This is a genomic window from Leucobacter edaphi, assembly GCF_016522535.1.
GTDB classification, from domain to species: domain Bacteria; phylum Actinomycetota; class Actinomycetes; order Actinomycetales; family Microbacteriaceae; genus Leucobacter; species Leucobacter edaphi.
The window spans coordinates 1-16,737 of sequence record NZ_JAEHOI010000007.1 but is presented as its reverse complement, the minus strand read 5'-3'; the positions used below and the strand labels follow the sequence as shown (position 1 = coordinate 16,737).

The following is a 16,737-nucleotide window of genomic DNA, read 5'->3' as shown; positions in this document are numbered from 1 at the left end:
CACCCGCCCACCTGTCGCGAGAATGAGAGTTCTCAGCGGCGCGCAGACGGGCGTCGAGTACCTGCTCCCCGAGGGGGAAGCCTTGATCGGGCGCACGCGAGGAAACCGCATCGAGCTCATGGATTCCAGCGTTTCCCGGGCGCACGCGCGCATCGAGGTCCGTGGAGACCGCGTCGACATTCACGACCTTGACTCGGTGAACGGAACCCGAATGGTGTCGAAGGGGCGTCCCGCCCGCCCCGGCAGCGGCAAACCTGATGCCGAGAACGGAATCCCGCTCGTGCTTCGGCTCCCAGGCGAGGTGGAGTTCGGGATCGTCCGCGTCCGCTTCGAATCGTTCCCCTGGCCGACAGAGCGCGTGTTACTGCCCGATCTGCCTGTCGTGCTCACCTCGCCTCGCGTTGCGGAGGTGTACGATCCGGAACCGCTCGAGTTGCCCACTCCTCCGGAAGACCCTGAACCCGCCACGTTTCCGCTCGTGGCGACGATCTCTCCGGTCTTCGCCGCCATCGTTCTGTTCGCCCTCACCCGCTCGCCATTCAGCCTGGTATTCGCGGCACTCGCCCCGTTTACGCTCATCGGGTCCTGGCTGGACTCGCGCGGGCGCGCTCGCCGCATGCACAAGGGTCGCGAGCGGACGTTCCTCGATTCGCTCGGGCGCGCCAGATCGACAATGTCGCTCCGTGCCGAGGAAGAGCGCACGGCTCGACTCGCGGAATCCCCCGGCAGTGCGGATCTGATCGACGCCCCGGATTCCCCCGACTCGATCCTCTGGAGCAGGGGTGTCGAGCACCGCCCGTTTCTGGAGTGCCGCCTCGGCCTCGCAACGCTCGAGAGCCGCCAGGAATTGCGCGCAGCAAGCCGATCGGCTGCACCGTCAGCATCACCCCTTGAGGAAGCCGTCCAGGAGCTCCAACGGACCTTTCGGGTCGTGCAGAATGTCCCGGTCACAGAGCGGCTGGGTCGGTGCGGGTCCCTTGGAGTCAGCGGCGACGCCGAGGGCGCAGCGTCCCTCGTCCGTTCGCTCATCGTGCAGATCGCGGCACTCCACTCACCCGCGCAGGTGGTCCTGGCCGCGATCGCGGACGCCGACCAGGCCGCACGCGCCTGGTCCTGGCTCAAATGGTTACCCCACGTGAACTCTGCGTTCAGCCCGTTGCGCGCGCCCCATCTCGCCGCTGATCCTGACACGGCGAACGAACTGTTGGGCGCGCTCGAGGCGCTTGTGCACACGCGCACTGATTCCCCTGGCACAGATGCCCTCCGTTCTCATCTTCCTCGGTCACTTGGCGGCGCGAACGATCGTCGGAGCCCGGTCACCGAGCCGGGCCCGCTCCCCCGCGTCATTCTGCTCGTGTTCTCGGTCGCGTTCGTCGATCAGCACCGGCTCGTCCAACTGCTCGGTTCAGCACCCGACGCCGGTGTCCACTGCGTGTGGCTCGCCAAAGATCAATCTCGGCTGCCGGCCGCGTGCCGCACCGCGATCAGCATCTCTCCGGAGCGCAGTCAGGTGCACTTCGTTCGACATGGACGAGTCGTCCCATTGACCCAGCCCGAAGCCCTCGACCTCGAATCGTCCGAGCGCTTCGCGCGCGCGTTGGCGCCGATCCTGGACGGCGGGGCCTTGCCCGTGGCGGGCCGCCATCTTCCCGCGACGGCGCACCTCACCCAACTCCTCCCGGCCGCGGTCTCGGAGTCGCAGGCTGCCGTGCGGGACCGCTGGCGCTCCACCCTCTCCCTCGTGCGTGAGTGGACCCCGAACATCATCCGCACCGAGAACGGACTCCGGGCGGTCGTGGGCCTGGGAACGGACGGGCCCGTGGAACTGGATCTCCGGGTTCACGGCCCTCACGCGCTGATCGCCGGGACTACCGGCTCAGGCAAGTCAGAGTTCCTGCAGAGCTGGATCGTCTCCCTCGCGAGCAGCTATTCGCCCGATCGACTCAACTTCCTCCTCTTCGATTACAAGGGCGGATCAGCCTTTTCGGTGTGTTCTGAGCTCCCTCACGTGGTCGGGCTCGTCACAGATCTCGACCCACGCGAGGTCGAGCGGGCGTTTACCTCGCTGCGCGCCGAGCTCCTCGCGCGCGAGCGACTCTTGCGCGCAAAGGGCGTGCCGGACCTCGCGACGCTCGAACGACGAAACGATCCCGAAGCGCCGGCGAACCTCATCATCGTCGTCGATGAGTTCGCGGCACTTGCCGCAGAGAATCCCAAGTTCGTCCCGGGCCTGCTCGACATCGCCCAGCGCGGGCGTTCGCTCGGCCTTCACGCGATCCTCGGAACGCAACGGCCCACCGGGGTGATCTCGGACGCGCTCCGCGCGAACACGAACCTCCGTGTCGCGCTGCGCACCACCGACGCGGGAGAGAGCACCGACATCATCGGCACCCCAGACGCGGCCGAATTCCCGATCGAGGCCCCGGGTCGTGCGGCCGTGCGAATCGGCGGGTGCCGGCCCCTCACCTTCCAGGCCGGATACATCGGAGGCGTGACCGGCCGAGACTTCCCCGATGAGATCTCGATTACCGATCTCGGGTTCGCAGGTTCCACGCCGCGGGACCTTGCTCCAGAGGTCCACTCTCACGAGAAGTGTTCTGACCCGAAGTTGCGGGATCTCGATCGCTTCGTCTCAGTCATCCGCGCGGCCTCACACACCGCGGGATGCGCGACACCTCGCCGCCCCTGGGTCGAGCCGCTGTCCGAGTCGCTCGTGCTCGACGAGATCCTCGACCCAGCGCACCGGTCGCCGCAGAACCGGATCGAGCGGCCCCCTCGACTGGAGATCGCCCTCGGCATGCTCGACGAACCGACGCGTCAGCGCCAAGGTGTCTTCAACGTCGACCTCACCAAACACGGCAACCTTCTCATCTTCGGGGCACCGCACAGCGGGAAAACGACGGCCCTCATCACCGCCGCATGCGCTCTCGCGCGCACCCGCCCGGATGCGCGAATCTACGGCCTTGATTGCGCGGGCGGCGCGCTCGCCCCGCTCGCGGAACTGCCGCAGACCGGGGCGATCGTCGGGTTGGAGGAACGAAATCGGGTGGGACGGCTGCTCCGCCTGCTCCGTGAGATGCTCGACGAACCCGCGGCCGGGTCGAACGAGACACGCGGGAACGGCCGAGCCACCCAGCCGCCAACGCTGCTCCTCATCGATGAACTCTCCGCACTCGAAGACGGACCTGAACCCTCCGGAGGGGCACAGTCAGTACTGTCCGCCATCGCCGAGATCACCCGCGCCGGACGCAACGCGGGCATTCACGTCGTAGCGGCAACCAGCCGCAGAACCGGCGTTCCCTCCAGCCTCGTGGAGTGCTTCGGCGAGCAGCTCGCGCTCCGCCTCGCCGCGGGGGCCGATACGCAGTTCCTCGGACTCCCCGCCGGGGCAGCCTCGGAGCAGCCGGCTGGCCGGGCATTTCAGGTCGGGACACACCTCGAGATCCAACTCGCCCTGCCGTTTCCAGTGAACCGCGACGAAGACGAAGCAGACCGTGCGACCCAGCGGGGCCTGGAACGTCTTGCGCGCGTGCTCGCTCACGAACAGGCCGGGTTCCCGCCCGCCAAGCGCATCCCGCCCGTGCCGGAGAGGCTCCTGCGCAGCGATCTCCCCCCATCGCAGCGGCAACCATTCGGTTTCGCCATCGATGCCGCGCGCCACGAGCCCATCGGCGTTCCCGGGCGAGGGATCCTCCTCGTCACCGGGCCGGCCGGCTCAGGCCGCAGCACCGCAGTCCTGTCCATGCTCGAATCCATGGCGGACGAGGCGAGCGCCACGGGACGAACCCTCGAAACTGCCCTCGTCACGCCCCACCGCTCAGCGCTCGGGGAAGCCGCAACGTGGCACGCGGTGGGCAACGACCCGGAAACGCGTCGAGAGCTCGCAGCACTGCTCGTTTCGCAGTGCCGCGAGGCCGGGCGGGGTCCAGGCCAGGAGAAACCCGACCGCCGCGCCGTGCCCGGGATCGGCGGCGCCGGACCGTCGCCACGCAGGGTGGTCGTGATCGAGGACCTCGGTTCATTCGACGGGAGCGGCGAAGAAGCCGCTCTGGCCGCGCTCCTCAAGGCGCTCAGACACAGCGAAACCACCGTCATCGTCGAGGGCGAGAATGCCACGATCGGATCAGCGTGGGAGCTCGCCGCACCGCTCCGAGGAGCGCGGTGGGCGATCGCGCTCCGCCCCGACGCAAACGACACCCCCTCGGTGTTCACCTCGCCGTTTACCGGCGCCCGCCGCGGTGACTTCGCGCCCGGGCATGGATACCTGCTGCACGACGGATACCTCACGCCAATCCAGGTCGCGCTCGCGAGAACTCCGGAGGCGGCCTCTCCCCACCGAAGAACCGACATGCGAGGTCGGCGCGGTCCCGAAACGCCGACCAACCCCGAAGCCACGCCGGGGCGCAGGCGTTTCGACGCGAAGAGAGTAGGTTCGTAGTGAGTCTTTCCGCTCCAGCTCCCGGCCGCGATACGCAGCGGCGGAGTCGGAGCGCGCCGCAAGTCAGTTTCCGAGGTCACACCACCATGTCGTCCGCCCAGCCGATGCCACGTCAGCCGTCCTCCGCATCGATCGCGCTCGCGATCACTGGGTTCATGCTCGTCGCGGGCAACCTGCGAGCGGGACTCACCTCAGTCGGGCCCGTGCTCGACCGGATCCAGAGCGATCTCGGGCTCACCGCCTTCGCGGCTTCGATGCTGATCAGCCTGCCGCTCCTCGCGTTCGCACTGGTCTCGCCAATCGTTCCACCGCTCGCCCACCGGATCGGGCTCGAACGAACGCTCGGCGGGGCCCTCCTGCTCCTCGCCGCAGGAATCGCCCTCCGATCCACGCCAGGACCCGCGCTGCTCTGGATCGGAACGGCGCTGCTCGGAATCGCGATCGCCATCCTCAACGTCGCGCTTCCCTCACTCGTCAAACGCGACTTCCCGAACAAGATCGGTCAGGTCACGGGCGCCTACTCCGCGGTCCAGTCCATCTTCGCGGCCATCGCCGCGGGCATCGCCGTTCCGATCGCGGGCGCCTCACTGCTGGACTGGCGGCTCTCGCTCGGGATTTGGGCGGGACTCGCCCTCGTGACCCTGGGGGTATTCGCACCCCGCCTGCTCCACGGCACGGCGCCGCGCCCCGCCGAAAGGACACCGCGACCGCGGGCACACGAAACGCAGGCGAACCAACCTGCGAGTGAGGCATCCATCGCCTCGGGCCGTCCCGGCGATACGGCGCCCGAAACGCGCCGCTCAGTGTGGAGCTCAGGCCTCGCCTGGACCGTCACCGCGTTCATGGGGGCGCAGTCGCTCTTCTACTACGTGCTCATCACCTGGCTGCCCTCGATCGAAATCGCCGCGGGCATCGACCCCGGGACCGCGGGATTCCACCTCCTCCTCATGAACGCGGCCGGCATCCTCGGAAGCCTGCTCAGCTCCGCACTCATTCCGCGCATGCGCGACCAGCGCGGCATCGGCGTCGGCTCCGGAGTCCTACTCGGCATCTCCACCGGCGGCCTCTTGCTCGCCCCGTCCTGGTCAGCCGTGTGGGCCAGCCTCGCCGGACTCGGCGGCGGCCTCACGATCGTTCTCGGCCTCTCCCTGTTCGGGCTCCGCACCCGCAACCATCACCGCGCCGCAGAAGTGTCAGGAATGGCCCAGTCGATCGGCTACCTGTTCGCGGCGGCCGGCCCCCCGTCCGTCGGCGCGCTCCACGACCTCACCGGGAACTGGACGCCGGCACTCATCGCCCTGACCGCGCTCAGCGCCGTCGTCGCGCTCGCCGCCTATCACGCGGGCAAAAACCGCATCATCGAGTAAAGCCCGCCGGGTCGGGCGCCAACCCCGATCACTCCCCCGAGGAATGCCGGGCTTCGCGCCGCCGCCGACGCGCACGAGCAACAACCGGCTCATACCCGGAACGCCAGTACCAGACGCCGATGCCGGCCACCCCCGCCGAATAGATCAGAATCCACCACGGAAAACCCGGGACCTCTGGCCGCGCGCCCGCCCGCTCGAGATCCGCCGCCGGCGTCGGAACCACACGCTTCCCCGTCACCAGAATGCGGTGCGAATTGATGCCCAGCGGCGTGCACGTCACGAGCGTCATCAGATCCTCACCGGCCACCGGCCGGATCTCCTCCGTCGCATCCGGAGCGACGACGTCGATCTGGTTCACCCGGTACGTGAACACCTCGCCCAACACCTCGACGCTGAACGTGTCACCCTTCTTCACCTCGTCCAGGCGGGTGAACATCTCCGCGCTCGCGAGCCCGCGATGCCCCGTCAGCACCGAGCGCGTGCCCGGCCCGCCCACCGGAAGCGAGGTCCCCTGCAGGTGACCAATACCCTTCAGCAGGGTCTCGTCGCTCGTGCCGTGATAGACCGGCAGATCGAGATCAATCGACGGAACCCGCAACCGCGCCATCGTGCCCGTCGGGCTCGGCGTCAACAGCTTCCAGTAGTCGAACTCGGACTTGGTCTGCCCCGTCCCCTCCGCAACACGGCGGCCACCCTCGAACATCGCGCCAGACTCGAGCGCCTCATTGTATTCATGGGCCTGCGCGAGCATGCTCGCGATCTCCTCCGCAGCGCGTTCAGAGTTCGCTTTTGCCTGATCAAACACGAGATTGGACTGATTGTACTGCGACACCCAGGCGGCAACAGGCGGATAGCACACGAGGCTCAGCCCCGCGAGCAGACTCAGCGCGATCAGGAGATTGATCCAGCTGAACCGCCACCGCTTCCCGGCGCCCCCGAGGCGCTTCGGACCGGCAGCGCCAACGGCGGGAATCGGATGATCGGTCCCCGCCGCGGAATCCTCCCCGGGGGAGGCCTCAGTACCGAGACCTCCCCCGACGGACTCCTCATTCCGAACGTGCATACGCGATCTCCGATCTTCCCGAGTGACTGCCGGCGCTGCCGCGAGCGCCAAAACGTGTCAGGACGTCTGCCGCGATCCGGCGCCAGCGGCCGCGCAGCGCCGCCCCGGCAGCCGCGGCGAGCGTGCCGAGACCGCTCGCCGTGAACAGCAGGCTCCCCCGGCCGCCCGTGAGCGGCAGAACCGGCATCTCCCCCGGTTCGGCGGATACGACGCGGAACACCTCGTGGGCGCCCTGTCCGATCGAGGCGTTCGCCTCATCGGCTTCGACCCAGCAGCTCTCGGGAGCGGTCGTGGGCTTGGATGCGGTCGCCGCGCACGCAGTGTCCGCGAGGTTGAGCCGCTCGATCCCGATCACGGAGCGGCCGCTCGGCACCTCGGCGGTGAGCGCGTAGCCACCCGGGTGCACGACGGCATCCGCCGTGTCCGCGTCAAGGGCGAACGTCGCCCCCGGATCTGCTGCGTCCGCACGGGTGGACCCGGCCGCGACGGGCGCTGCTTCGGGCGCTCCGCTCAGCTTCAGCCCGTCCGTTGCAGCGGTCGTCTGCCCGCCGAGCCGCTTCGTCACCAGGGTCGCCTGGCTCGCCTGGTTCGTGATCGTGCACCGCACCGGACCGGCAACCTGATCCGTGTTGCTGATCAGGAGCTTTCCACTTGCCGGGTCGAAGATCTCCGGCGCAAGGGTCGTGCCGTTCGCGTCGACGCAGGCGGGTTCGCCTCGACGGGCATAGAGCGCCGCGGTGGGATCCGGCGCGGGATCGAGCCGCAGGCGCTCGCCGACGGTCACGGCTTCGCCGCGCTTCAGCTGCACTTCGGCGCCACCGCTGATGACGCGCTCGCCGGAGTCGTCGCTGACAACGATCTCCCAGTTCTCCGGAGCCGCGGAAGCGAGACCCGGAGCGGGATCCGCGACGGGCGCGACCGACTTCAGACCGGTGATCGCGACGTCATCGAAGACCTCGAGCACGCACGGGGGCGCCGAGTGCGCCGATTCGTTCCCCGCGGGATCGACCTGGGTGACCGTCAACTCATTCCGGCCGCTCGGGAGGTCCTCCTGCGGCGTGTATGTCCAGGTGTCGCCGGAGATCGTCGCCGTGCCGATCTGCTTGTCGCCGAGGTACACGCGAACCGTTGATCCGGCCTCCACTCCGCTTCCGTGCAGTTCGGGACGGTTTTCCGTGGTCGGGGATGCGGGGCAGACGAACATCGGCGCTGCCGGCGCCACCGTGTCGATGTCGAAGCCCGAACCCCACGCGGTCGGGTTCTCCGGTGCGTCCGGGTTCGAGGGGTGGCTCGTCACGTTGAACACGCTGTCCTGCTCGGTCTGCCAGGCGACGGCGGTGTAATGGCCGTCCGCGAGCGGGGTCTTCGGCTCGTAGGTGTAGCTCCACGTCCCGTCCTGGGCAACGACGATCTCGCACTTCTCCTGCTTACAGGAGAGCTCCCCGTCCACGAGCGTTTCGAGCGACGCGTCCTCCGGGTCCGTGATCCGCCCGCCGGGGCGCAGCTTCAGCGTGATCGAGTGCCCGGGCAGGCCCGTGCCGGAGATCACGATCTTGGTGTTCTGCGCGATCGTCGATCCCTCTGCCGGGACGGTGATGACCGGGGGCGCGGGTCGGGTGATGTCGTACTTGTAGAAGGCGGACGCGACGGGCCAGCCCTCGTCCAGCGCGCGGGCGGTCGGGACATTCCCGTTGAAGAGGTCCGTTTTCGCGTACCGAATCAGGGGGGCGCCGTTGTCGGCCGTGACTTTTTTCGGGTTCTCCGACTCCGGCCAGATGAGCAGCCGGTAGTAGCCGTTGCCGCCTGCCGTGGTGAAGTCGATGTCGCCGTTCTCGGCGACCTTCGTCGTGAGTCCCTGCGCCGCCGCCTCGGGGGTGTAGGCGAGCGTCGGGTTGCCGGCCTTCACGGAAACGTTCTTCACGAGCTGCGCCGCGGTTCCCTGGTGGGTTCCGTGCGGGGTGACCCCCGTGACACGGATGGGCGCGGTGTTGATGTCGGTGACGAGTGTGCCGTTCTCGTGCACCCAGGCGTACCAGAAGCTCGTGCTGACCGATCCGGCAGGGCCCAGGGCGGCGGTTCCGAAGGCGTAGTTCGTGATGTCTGCAGAGGCCGCGTTCGAGGGGAAGATCCCGGCCTTGTGCCCGGTCAGACCCCAGTCGAGCACCTGCGCCCAGTTGGCGTGGCCCTTTGTCCAGAGCGAGGCCGAGTTGTCGACGGGCATCTGGGCGATCGGGCCGGCCTTGTACTCCGGTCCGCGTGCGGAGGAGTAGGCGCGATACTCGACCTCGCGCACGGTCGGATTGTCGTCGATCCAGCCGACGAGGGTGGTCGATTCCGCGGGTGTTCCCGTGTCAAACCCGAAATACAGGTTTCCCATCAGGGACTTTCCACCAGGAACGTTGCTCTCGGGAGTCGTCGTGATTTCCATCTTGCCCTCGACGGAGATCACGAGATAGTCGTTGGCGCCGTCACGAATGACCTTGTGAATCGTGAATCCGGGCTGGGTGTTCTTGGACCACACGTTTGCGCCGTAGGAGGTGAGCGCTTTGATGTATCGCATACCCTGAAGCCCGTCGAGCCCGTCCGCGCTGTCTCCGGTTCTGTCGTAGGCGACGCGAAGGAAACCTCGTTCCTTGTTCACAATGAGGTCTCCGCTCTTCTCGTCGACGACACCGTGCGGAACTCGCAGGACGAGTGAGGCACGAATGACGTCTACGGCATCGTCAATGCGCTTGTTGTAGGCCAGCAGGCTGAACACCTCAGGCTTCTCCACGGCTCTCGTCTGGGCGAGGGCAGGCTCCGAGGCGATCGTCGGGGTAATCAGCCCAACGATCAGGAGCAGGAGCGCCAGGGCTCGGGCGGCGACACGCGCCCCAGGACTAGACCGTTTGTGCGTGCCGTCGGCGTCGGTGGTCGACGCGCTGGATCCACTCATCGTGATGCTCCTCACTCGTGCGCAGCGCCCGATGAGGCGCGCGACTTGCTCGGATCGATACAAACTGGGGAGTATCACCGAGGTGAGGCATTCGGCCCATTTTCCACCCGCTTTTCCGCCGAAACCTGTTCCTTTCGGAACGGTTGCGCGGGATCGCTTCGGGAGGAAACGCGGTCAAATCACTGAGTCGAAGCGAGAGGGGCGCCCCGGTGCCGCAATCGGCTCCCGGGACGCCCCTCTCTTCATCATGCGGCGGGCGATCCTGCCGCGCGATGCCGACTACTCGGCAGCGCGCGCGGCCCGTCGACGCACGAGCACGACCGTGGTACCGAGGACGATCAGCGCACCGCCGGCGACCAGGAGCGCCACGCTGCCGGCCGAACCGGTCAGCGGGAGGCTGGGAAGGTCGCCCTGATCGGCGCCGATCTGCGTGTTCAGCACCTGGAGCGTGGCGTTCTCACCGGTCACGTCGAAGAGCATTCCGCCGTTCAGGCCCTTGTACCCCGCGGGGGTCAGGGTCTCGTAGACGCAGTACTTGCCCTGTGCGAGCACGATGTTCGGGGTGTTGCCGTTGGCGGCAGAGGTCTGACGCTCGAACGCAGCGACGCTTCCGGCCGCGGGCGTTGCCGCACAGTCGGTGGCGGCACTGTCCGTCGGGTAGATCGAGAACTCGGCGCCGGCGAGCGGAACCGTGTTCTGCGCGCCGCGGTTCTGGGCCATCTTCAGGATGTGCGCGCTGGCGAAGAAGTTCTCCGGAGCGATAACGGAGGGGCCTTCGCCACCCTCGGTGGTCTTGCCGTTGATCGTCAGCGCGGCCTCGTTGGCCGTGCTGCCGGTCGCGATGGCGTCGGCCGTGATCGTCAGGATCAGCGTGCCGCCGACGTTCGCGTCGAGCTTGGCAAGACCGGTCGCGGTCAGCGAGAGGACGACCTCCGAACCGCTCGCGCCCGTCGGGGCGGTGAGGGTGTAGTCAGCCGCGACCAGCGGGACCTCCGCGCCACCCGGCGCAAGGAGTCGCACCGATCCGCCGGTGTGCGTGAGCGCGCTCGAGAGTCGGTCCGTGATCCGGAACTCGGTGAACGTCTCGCCAGCGGCCAGCGGGTTGATCGGGACGTTCACATCGAAGGTGACCTTGTCACCGATGATCTGACCGTTCTTCGTGGCGCCGGAGCCCACAACCACGTTCTTCGGGTAGATGTGCGGGTTGTAGTTCCAGGTGCCAGCTGCATCCGCACCCGGGTAGGGGACGGTGATGAGCGTGGGCTGGGCGGCCGAGATCGCGTTCGCAGCCTGGGTGCTCTCCCACACGACGTAGGCCCGGTCAGCGGGAAGATCGGCGAAGGCCGTGGTGCCGTTCGTGGCATCGGTCATCCGCTCGGGGAGGCAGTCGGTGAGCGTGAGCGCGGTGGCCGCCTCGGCGACGACCGGAGGAGCTCCGGCGGCACCCGGCGTGACCGTGATGTTCCGGAGGCGATCCCAGTTGCTCGCAACGGAGAGATCGAAGTTCTCGATCGCGCAGCTCGTGAAGCCGGCGACGAGCGGCCGGGCGCCGCCGAGGTTGGTGATCTCCGTGCCGTCGTTGGGGCCGACGGCACCCGCCGGCTGCTCGAGCTTATGCACGGTGATGGATCCGGTGCCGCCGTCGCCGGGCACGGCGAAGGCCGGGGTCGCGAGGAGCCCGAGGCTGCCGAGGGCGAGGGCGGTGACCCCGAGAGCGGCCGCTGCTCGGTGTCGTCGAGTGGTGAAGTGGTTCACAGTGTGGTTCCTTTCGAATGAGGTGATGTTGCTGTGGCTGGGTGTTGCCTCGGTGACCGGGAGCACGGTTACGAAGCGATCGAGTGGGAAAGCACCTGAGCGGGGTGCTCCCCTCGGAAGCGCAGGATTCTGCGCCTGATCAGGCCTGCCGCCGCCAGGGCGAGGGCACCGGCTCCTCCGAGCGAGAAGAGCCAGCTGCCAAGCCCACCGGTGAGCGGGAGCGATGGCAGATCGACCGTGTCCGCCGCGACGATTCGGAAGACCTCGTGGGCGCCCGGTTGGAGCGAGGCCGAGACAATGTGGGAGGTGTCCCAGCAGCTTTCCGGGGCCTGCAGCGCGTTCGTGGCGTACGCCGCGCACTCGGGATCGTCCAGATCGAGCAGGTCGATTCCGACCTTCGACAGGCCCTCGGGCACATCGAAGTCGAGGCTGTAGGCACCCGGACGCACGACGGCGTCAGGTCCATCCGCGCTCAGGCGGAAGCCGGGCCGCGGCGGCAGAACCCTGGGTGTCACGGCGGAGCCGATCGAGCGCGGAGAATCCTCGGGCGATCCAGCCTCCCGCGGGGCCCTTACCGAGGGTTCGGCGCGCAGGGTCCATCCGGCGGACGCGCTGACGGTTTGGCCACCGAGCCGCTTCGTCACGAGGGTCGCCTGGTGCGCCTGGTTCTCGATCTCACACTTGACCGGCCCCGCGACGACATCGGTCTCCGAGAAGAACAGTTCGCTTTTGAGCGGGTCGTAGTTCTTCTCCGGGAGCGCGTCGCCCTGGGAGTCCACGCAGACCGGAGCGTTGCGCGGCGCGTACATGAGTGCGGTCGCGTCGGGTTCCGGTGAGGTGCGCAGGCGCTCATCAACCAGGTACCGCACGCCGCGCTCGAGCTTCACCGCGTCCTTCCCGCTGATCACCTCGTCGATACCCTGGTGGCTGACGATCACCTCCCAGTTATCGGCGTCGGCGATCGTGAGCCCCGGGGCGGGGTGGGTCACGCCGAGCACGGTCTTAGCGCCGACAATCTCGATGTCGGTGAGCACCGTGAGCGCGCAGGGCGGGGCCGAATGAGCAGACTCGTTACCCGCCCTGTCGAGCTGCGTCACCGTGAGCCTGTGTGCCCCCGCCGGGAGATCGTCTTCCGGGGTGAACGTCCACTTATCGCCCGTCACCACCGCTTTGCCGAGCACCTTGTCACCGAGATACACCTGCACGGAGGCGCCAGCTTCGATGCCGCTTCCGCTGAGTGTCGGACGGCGATCTTTCGTCGTGGTGGCCGGGCAGGGGAACAGCGGCGCCGCGGGTGCCTGGGTGTCGATCTCGAAGGGCACCCCCCACGCCGTCGGCGCGGTCGGGTGGTTCGGGTTTGACTGGTCGCTCGTGAGCTGACCGCCGCTCATCTGCTCGGTCTGCGTGGCGACAACGGTGTAGTTGTCGTCCGCGAGGGGCTGGCTCGGCGTGTAGGTGTAGCTCCAGGTGCCGTCCGGTTGAACCACCACGTCGCAGCTCGTCTTCTTGCAATTGCGTTCGCCATCGACGAGCGTCATCAGCGCCGGATCCTTCGTGCCGGGCACGAGGAGGCTACCCTGCATCAGGCTGAGCGTGATCGAGTGTCCTGGCAGTCCCGTTCCCGAGAACACGACGTTCTTGTTCTCGCGCAGCTTCGCGCCCGCCTGGGGCACCGTGATGACGGGCGCGTCGGGCCGTTTGATGGTGTACCGGTAGAAGGCAGAGCCAGCGGTCCACGACTCCTTCATCGCGTCCGGCTTCACAACGTTGCCGTCGACGAGATCCGCCGCGCTGTATCGCTTGGTCGGGGCGCCGAAGTCCGAGTCGACGATCGTTGGGTTACTGGTCTCGGGCCACACGAGCATCCGGTAGAAGCCAGTGCCACCTGCTTCGCGGAAGTCGATCGTGCCGGTTGTGCTGACCTTCTTGGTGAGACCCTGTGCCGCAGCCTGCGGCGTGTAGGCGAGCGTGGGCATCCCGACGGGCACCGGAATGTTCTTCACCGCGAGATGGGCCGTGTAGCCGCTGTGCGGAGGGATTCCCGTGACGCGGATCGGTGCCGTGTTGATGTCGGTGACCAGTGTGCCGTCCTCGTGCACCCACGCGAACCAAAAACTGTTGCTCACCGAGTTCGCGGGTCCCTTGGTGGGGCTCACGTACGCGAAGTTGGTGACGTCAACGGGAACAGAGTTCGCGGGCAGCACGCCTGCGGGGTTTCCGGCAAGCCCGTAATCGAGGACCTGCCCCAGGTTGCCCTGCCCCGCCGACCACAGCTCGTACGTGTGGGCGTACTGCATTTGCACGATGGGGCCGACGACGCTCTTCGGCAGGCGAGTCGAGGAGAAGACGTTGAAGTCCAGCGTGTGGGCAGTGAGAGCCGAGCGAATCCAGAGCGGGTCGGTGGTCGAGGCAAACGGGGACTGATCGAACGTGAAGTACAGGTTGCCGCGAAGCGGCCGACCCCCCGTGAGGTTGTTTTCCTGGTGCCTCGCGACAGTCAGGTTCCCCTCCATCGAGATCACGAGGAGATCGTTATCCCCGGCCTCGATGACCTTGTGGACGGTGAAGTGCTCGCCTATCGATCTGGCCCATCGGTCGGCGCCAATGGCGCCGAAGGTATTGAGGTAGGGCAGGCTCGTGACCAGGGCGCGCTCGGAGCGGTTGTCCGCGTTGTTGTCGAAGCCGACGCGCAGGTACTTGCCGTTGACCTGCTGCAGGTTTCCCGTGTTCGGGTCGACATACCCGTGGGGCACCTTGAGTACCAGGGAGACCCGGAGCTCGTCGATGAGGTCGTCCGTGCGGGAATTGTAGGACTGAACGCTGAACACTTCGGGCGCCTCGACCGCGGCAGCGTGCGCCTCCTGACCCCCGTCTAGGGCCACGTCGGCGATCAGACCGGTCGCGGCGAGCGCGGCCACTACGATCCGGACCGTCCAGCGGCCGAGCCGCCCTCGCCGCCTGCGACCGGGCGCGGTGAGGCCGGCGCCCGACGGTCGTACGTGCATTCGCGCCATCTCGCTTCTCCCGTTCTCCCGAGCACTCGCCCGGCTGTCCCAAACCTGTCCGCTCTGATGGAAGCGGATCCCGAGCCTCAATTTCGGGTTCGTGCTCCGATTCCGACTGCTTTTGGACTTGCGGCCTTTTCGGCCCGGCAAGTCAGGCAGGAGGGACGGGCGGCTCGTCGCCTCCGTCACGGCCGATTCATCGGCGAGACACCTCACCCGCTGAAGGCAGCACGGGGACCGGCGGGAAGCGCCCGGCGAAACGCGAAGAGAACGAAGGGCGCGAGCACGCCCGAAATGAGGGCCGCATGATCCCTGATCACGCCCGCGTTACCCGCTGCTTGCAGTTGTTTCCAACCGCTTTTCATCCGCGCTGAGAAAACGGCCGCGTCGTCATTGACTCGCACCGGGCTTATGGATAAAACTAAGAATGGGGATCCGAACCGTGAACAGGTTCTGAGTTTGGGGAGGACGGGCCGATCGGCCCACTGGCGGCGGCGACGCGCGTCGTCACTTCAGTATGTTCACATCGCAGGAAACTGACCTGGGGGTCCCACAATGCTGATTGCGGCCGCGCAAAGACTCGTCGGGTCATCGCTCCGAGATGGCCTCCAACCCGAGCTCCGGCAACTCGAGATACTCCGGAGCGCAAACCTCGCGGAGGTCCGCAAATTCGCCGACTCCGAGCAGAAACTCGTGGCGGCTGGCATGCTCATGGCACACGTGCGCGCCGACGATACCTTCGGAGCCGTCGAGCTCGCGCGACTCGTGCGGGAACGCAAACTCAACCGGATGCAGCCGCCCGATCCGATGTTCGGGTTTCTCGCGATCGAGGCGGCGCTCGCGGAAACCTATATCGCGGCCGGAATGACGGTCGAGGCGACCAAGCACACCGAGCGCCTGATCCAGGGCATGTCCGAGGGCGCATCACCCCGCTGGCACCTCCGCGCTTTCGGGCTGTGTGCCGCGGCGCACGCCATCGACGGACACCACCGCATTGCCCAGGAATACCTCGGCCGGATCTCCGCGCTCAAGGAGCGCGAGGGCTGGGAGGAGGACCGGGTCGAATACATGGACGCCGTCGCCGAGGCCGTGCTCGGTTTCACGGCGCTCAACTCGTCTCGTCTGCAGTGGCTGAAAAAAGCCGCGGAGACCCTTCCGCAGCGCGAACCGACCTCCCAGTCCCTCATCCAGCTCATCAACACGGTGGCAGCCACCACCGCGGACGATGCCTCCGACATCATCTCGATGGCCGGCAGCGTCGCCCGCGGCAGCATGCACCCCTCGGGGCCCTCGTTCGTACGGCAGTGCGCCCTCGGCGTCGCCGCGGTCGAGCTCGTGCAGCGCGGCACCCCTGGGCAGGCGATCGCCCTGCTCCGCGGGGCACGGACTCCGCCGAACCACAGCGTGTGCTTTGCCTCGGTCCGAGCCTCCGCCTACATCGTCATGGGCGACTATCGCGCATCGCTCGCCGCGAGCGACGCCTGCGTGCGTGAGCGCGCGAGCCACAACCGGTGGATGCTCCCCGGAGCGCTGCTCGCGCGGGCGATCGCCAACATGCACCTCGGACACGTGACCGAGGCGGTCGCGACCGGCGCGGATGCGCTGTCGCTCAGCGAAAGCCTCGTGAGTCCGCGGCTCGGTCTTCTCGCGCTGCCCCGACGCGACATTCTGGCGCTGGGTTCGCGTATCGCGGTGGCCCGGCCGCGGCTCCTTCGGCGGCTCCTCCAGCTGCGGGACGAGATGGATCAGGTTCCCCCGCTGATCCCGGCACCGCTGTCGCTCCCGAAGCTCTCGCAGCGCGAGCGCGTCGTTGCCCTGCGCCTCCGGAGCGACCTGAGTTACTCGCAGCTCGCCGAGGAAATGCACGTCTCCGCGAGCACGATCAAGTCGCAGGCCAACATGATCGCGAGGAAGCTCGGCGGACGCACCCGCGAGGACGCCGTCGAGCGACTCGAGAAGAGCGGGTTCTACGCGATCTACGCCCCGGACGGGTATTGACCCTCTGCCCCTCCTTCTGGAAAGGGAAGCTCCCTTCGGCCTCGGGATCGCGGCTACCCCCCTCCCCGCACTGCAGAAGTGCCCCTGGGACCGGGAGCGGTCTCAGGGGCACTTCTCGCTCACCTAGTGAGATCAGCGATTAAGCGCCGGGGTGGGCGGTCTTTCGGCGCCCGCGC

7 protein-coding genes are annotated in these 16,737 nt (G+C 67.6%); 3 read left to right on the top strand and 4 right to left on the bottom strand.

Annotated features, from left to right (window positions below):
- The first annotated feature begins 22 nt into the window (after positions 1-22).
- Positions 23-4,438 carry a type VII secretion EssC family protein gene (locus JD292_RS08230; protein WP_200132272.1) on the top strand — a complete coding sequence of 1,472 codons (4,416 nt, stop codon included), beginning with the start codon at positions 23-25 and terminating at the stop codon, positions 4,436-4,438.
- A gap of 86 nt (positions 4,439-4,524) precedes the next feature.
- Complete coding sequence (locus tag JD292_RS08225) at positions 4,525-5,805, top strand: CynX/NimT family MFS transporter (protein ID WP_200132271.1); 1,281 nt, start codon at positions 4,525-4,527, stop codon at positions 5,803-5,805.
- Between the two features lie 28 nt (positions 5,806-5,833).
- Here the strand turns inward: JD292_RS08225 and JD292_RS08220 are convergent, their stop codons facing one another.
- The 4 genes from JD292_RS08220 to JD292_RS08205 all read right to left on the bottom strand — a co-directional run bounded on the left by JD292_RS08220 (position 5,834) and on the right by JD292_RS08205 (position 14,563).
- Entirely contained in the window at positions 5,834-6,685 is an 852-nt protein-coding gene (locus JD292_RS08220) for a class C sortase (protein WP_439649270.1), read from the bottom strand.
- Positions 6,686-6,851: 166 nt separating this feature from the next.
- The gene (locus tag JD292_RS08215; protein WP_200132269.1) at positions 6,852-9,803 is read right to left on the bottom strand and encodes an Ig-like domain-containing protein; all 2,952 of its coding nucleotides are present in this window, start codon (positions 9,801-9,803) and stop codon (positions 6,852-6,854) included.
- A gap of 279 nt (positions 9,804-10,082) precedes the next feature.
- Positions 10,083-11,558: a SpaH/EbpB family LPXTG-anchored major pilin gene (locus JD292_RS08210; RefSeq protein WP_200132268.1), complete on the bottom strand. Its 1,476-nt coding sequence runs from the start codon at positions 11,556-11,558 to the stop codon at positions 10,083-10,085.
- A gap of 68 nt (positions 11,559-11,626) precedes the next feature.
- A complete protein-coding gene (locus JD292_RS08205; RefSeq protein WP_200132267.1) occupies positions 11,627-14,563 on the bottom strand; it encodes an Ig-like domain-containing protein in 2,937 nt (978 codons plus the stop codon).
- Between the two features lie 555 nt (positions 14,564-15,118).
- Here JD292_RS08205 and JD292_RS08200 point away from each other — a divergent pair.
- Positions 15,119-16,561 (top strand): helix-turn-helix transcriptional regulator, encoded by a 1,443-nt coding sequence (locus JD292_RS08200; RefSeq protein ID WP_200132266.1) that lies wholly within the window; start codon positions 15,119-15,121, stop codon positions 16,559-16,561.
- Positions 16,562-16,737: the final 176 nt, after the last annotated feature.

What these genes read in the sequence shown, in the direction of transcription:
- JD292_RS08215 (WP_200132269.1), bottom strand. Translation starts at nt 9,803, where the DNA reads ATGAGTGGATCCAGCGCGTCGACCACCGACGCCGACGGCACGCACAAA.
- JD292_RS08230 (WP_200132272.1), top strand. Translation starts at nt 23, where the DNA reads ATGAGAGTTCTCAGCGGCGCGCAGACGGGCGTCGAGTACCTGCTCCCC.
- JD292_RS08225 (WP_200132271.1), top strand. Translation starts at nt 4,525, where the DNA reads ATGTCGTCCGCCCAGCCGATGCCACGTCAGCCGTCCTCCGCATCGATC.
- JD292_RS08205 (WP_200132267.1), bottom strand. Translation starts at nt 14,563, where the DNA reads ATGCACGTACGACCGTCGGGCGCCGGCCTCACCGCGCCCGGTCGCAGG.
- JD292_RS08200 (WP_200132266.1), top strand. Translation starts at nt 15,119, where the DNA reads ATGCTGATTGCGGCCGCGCAAAGACTCGTCGGGTCATCGCTCCGAGAT.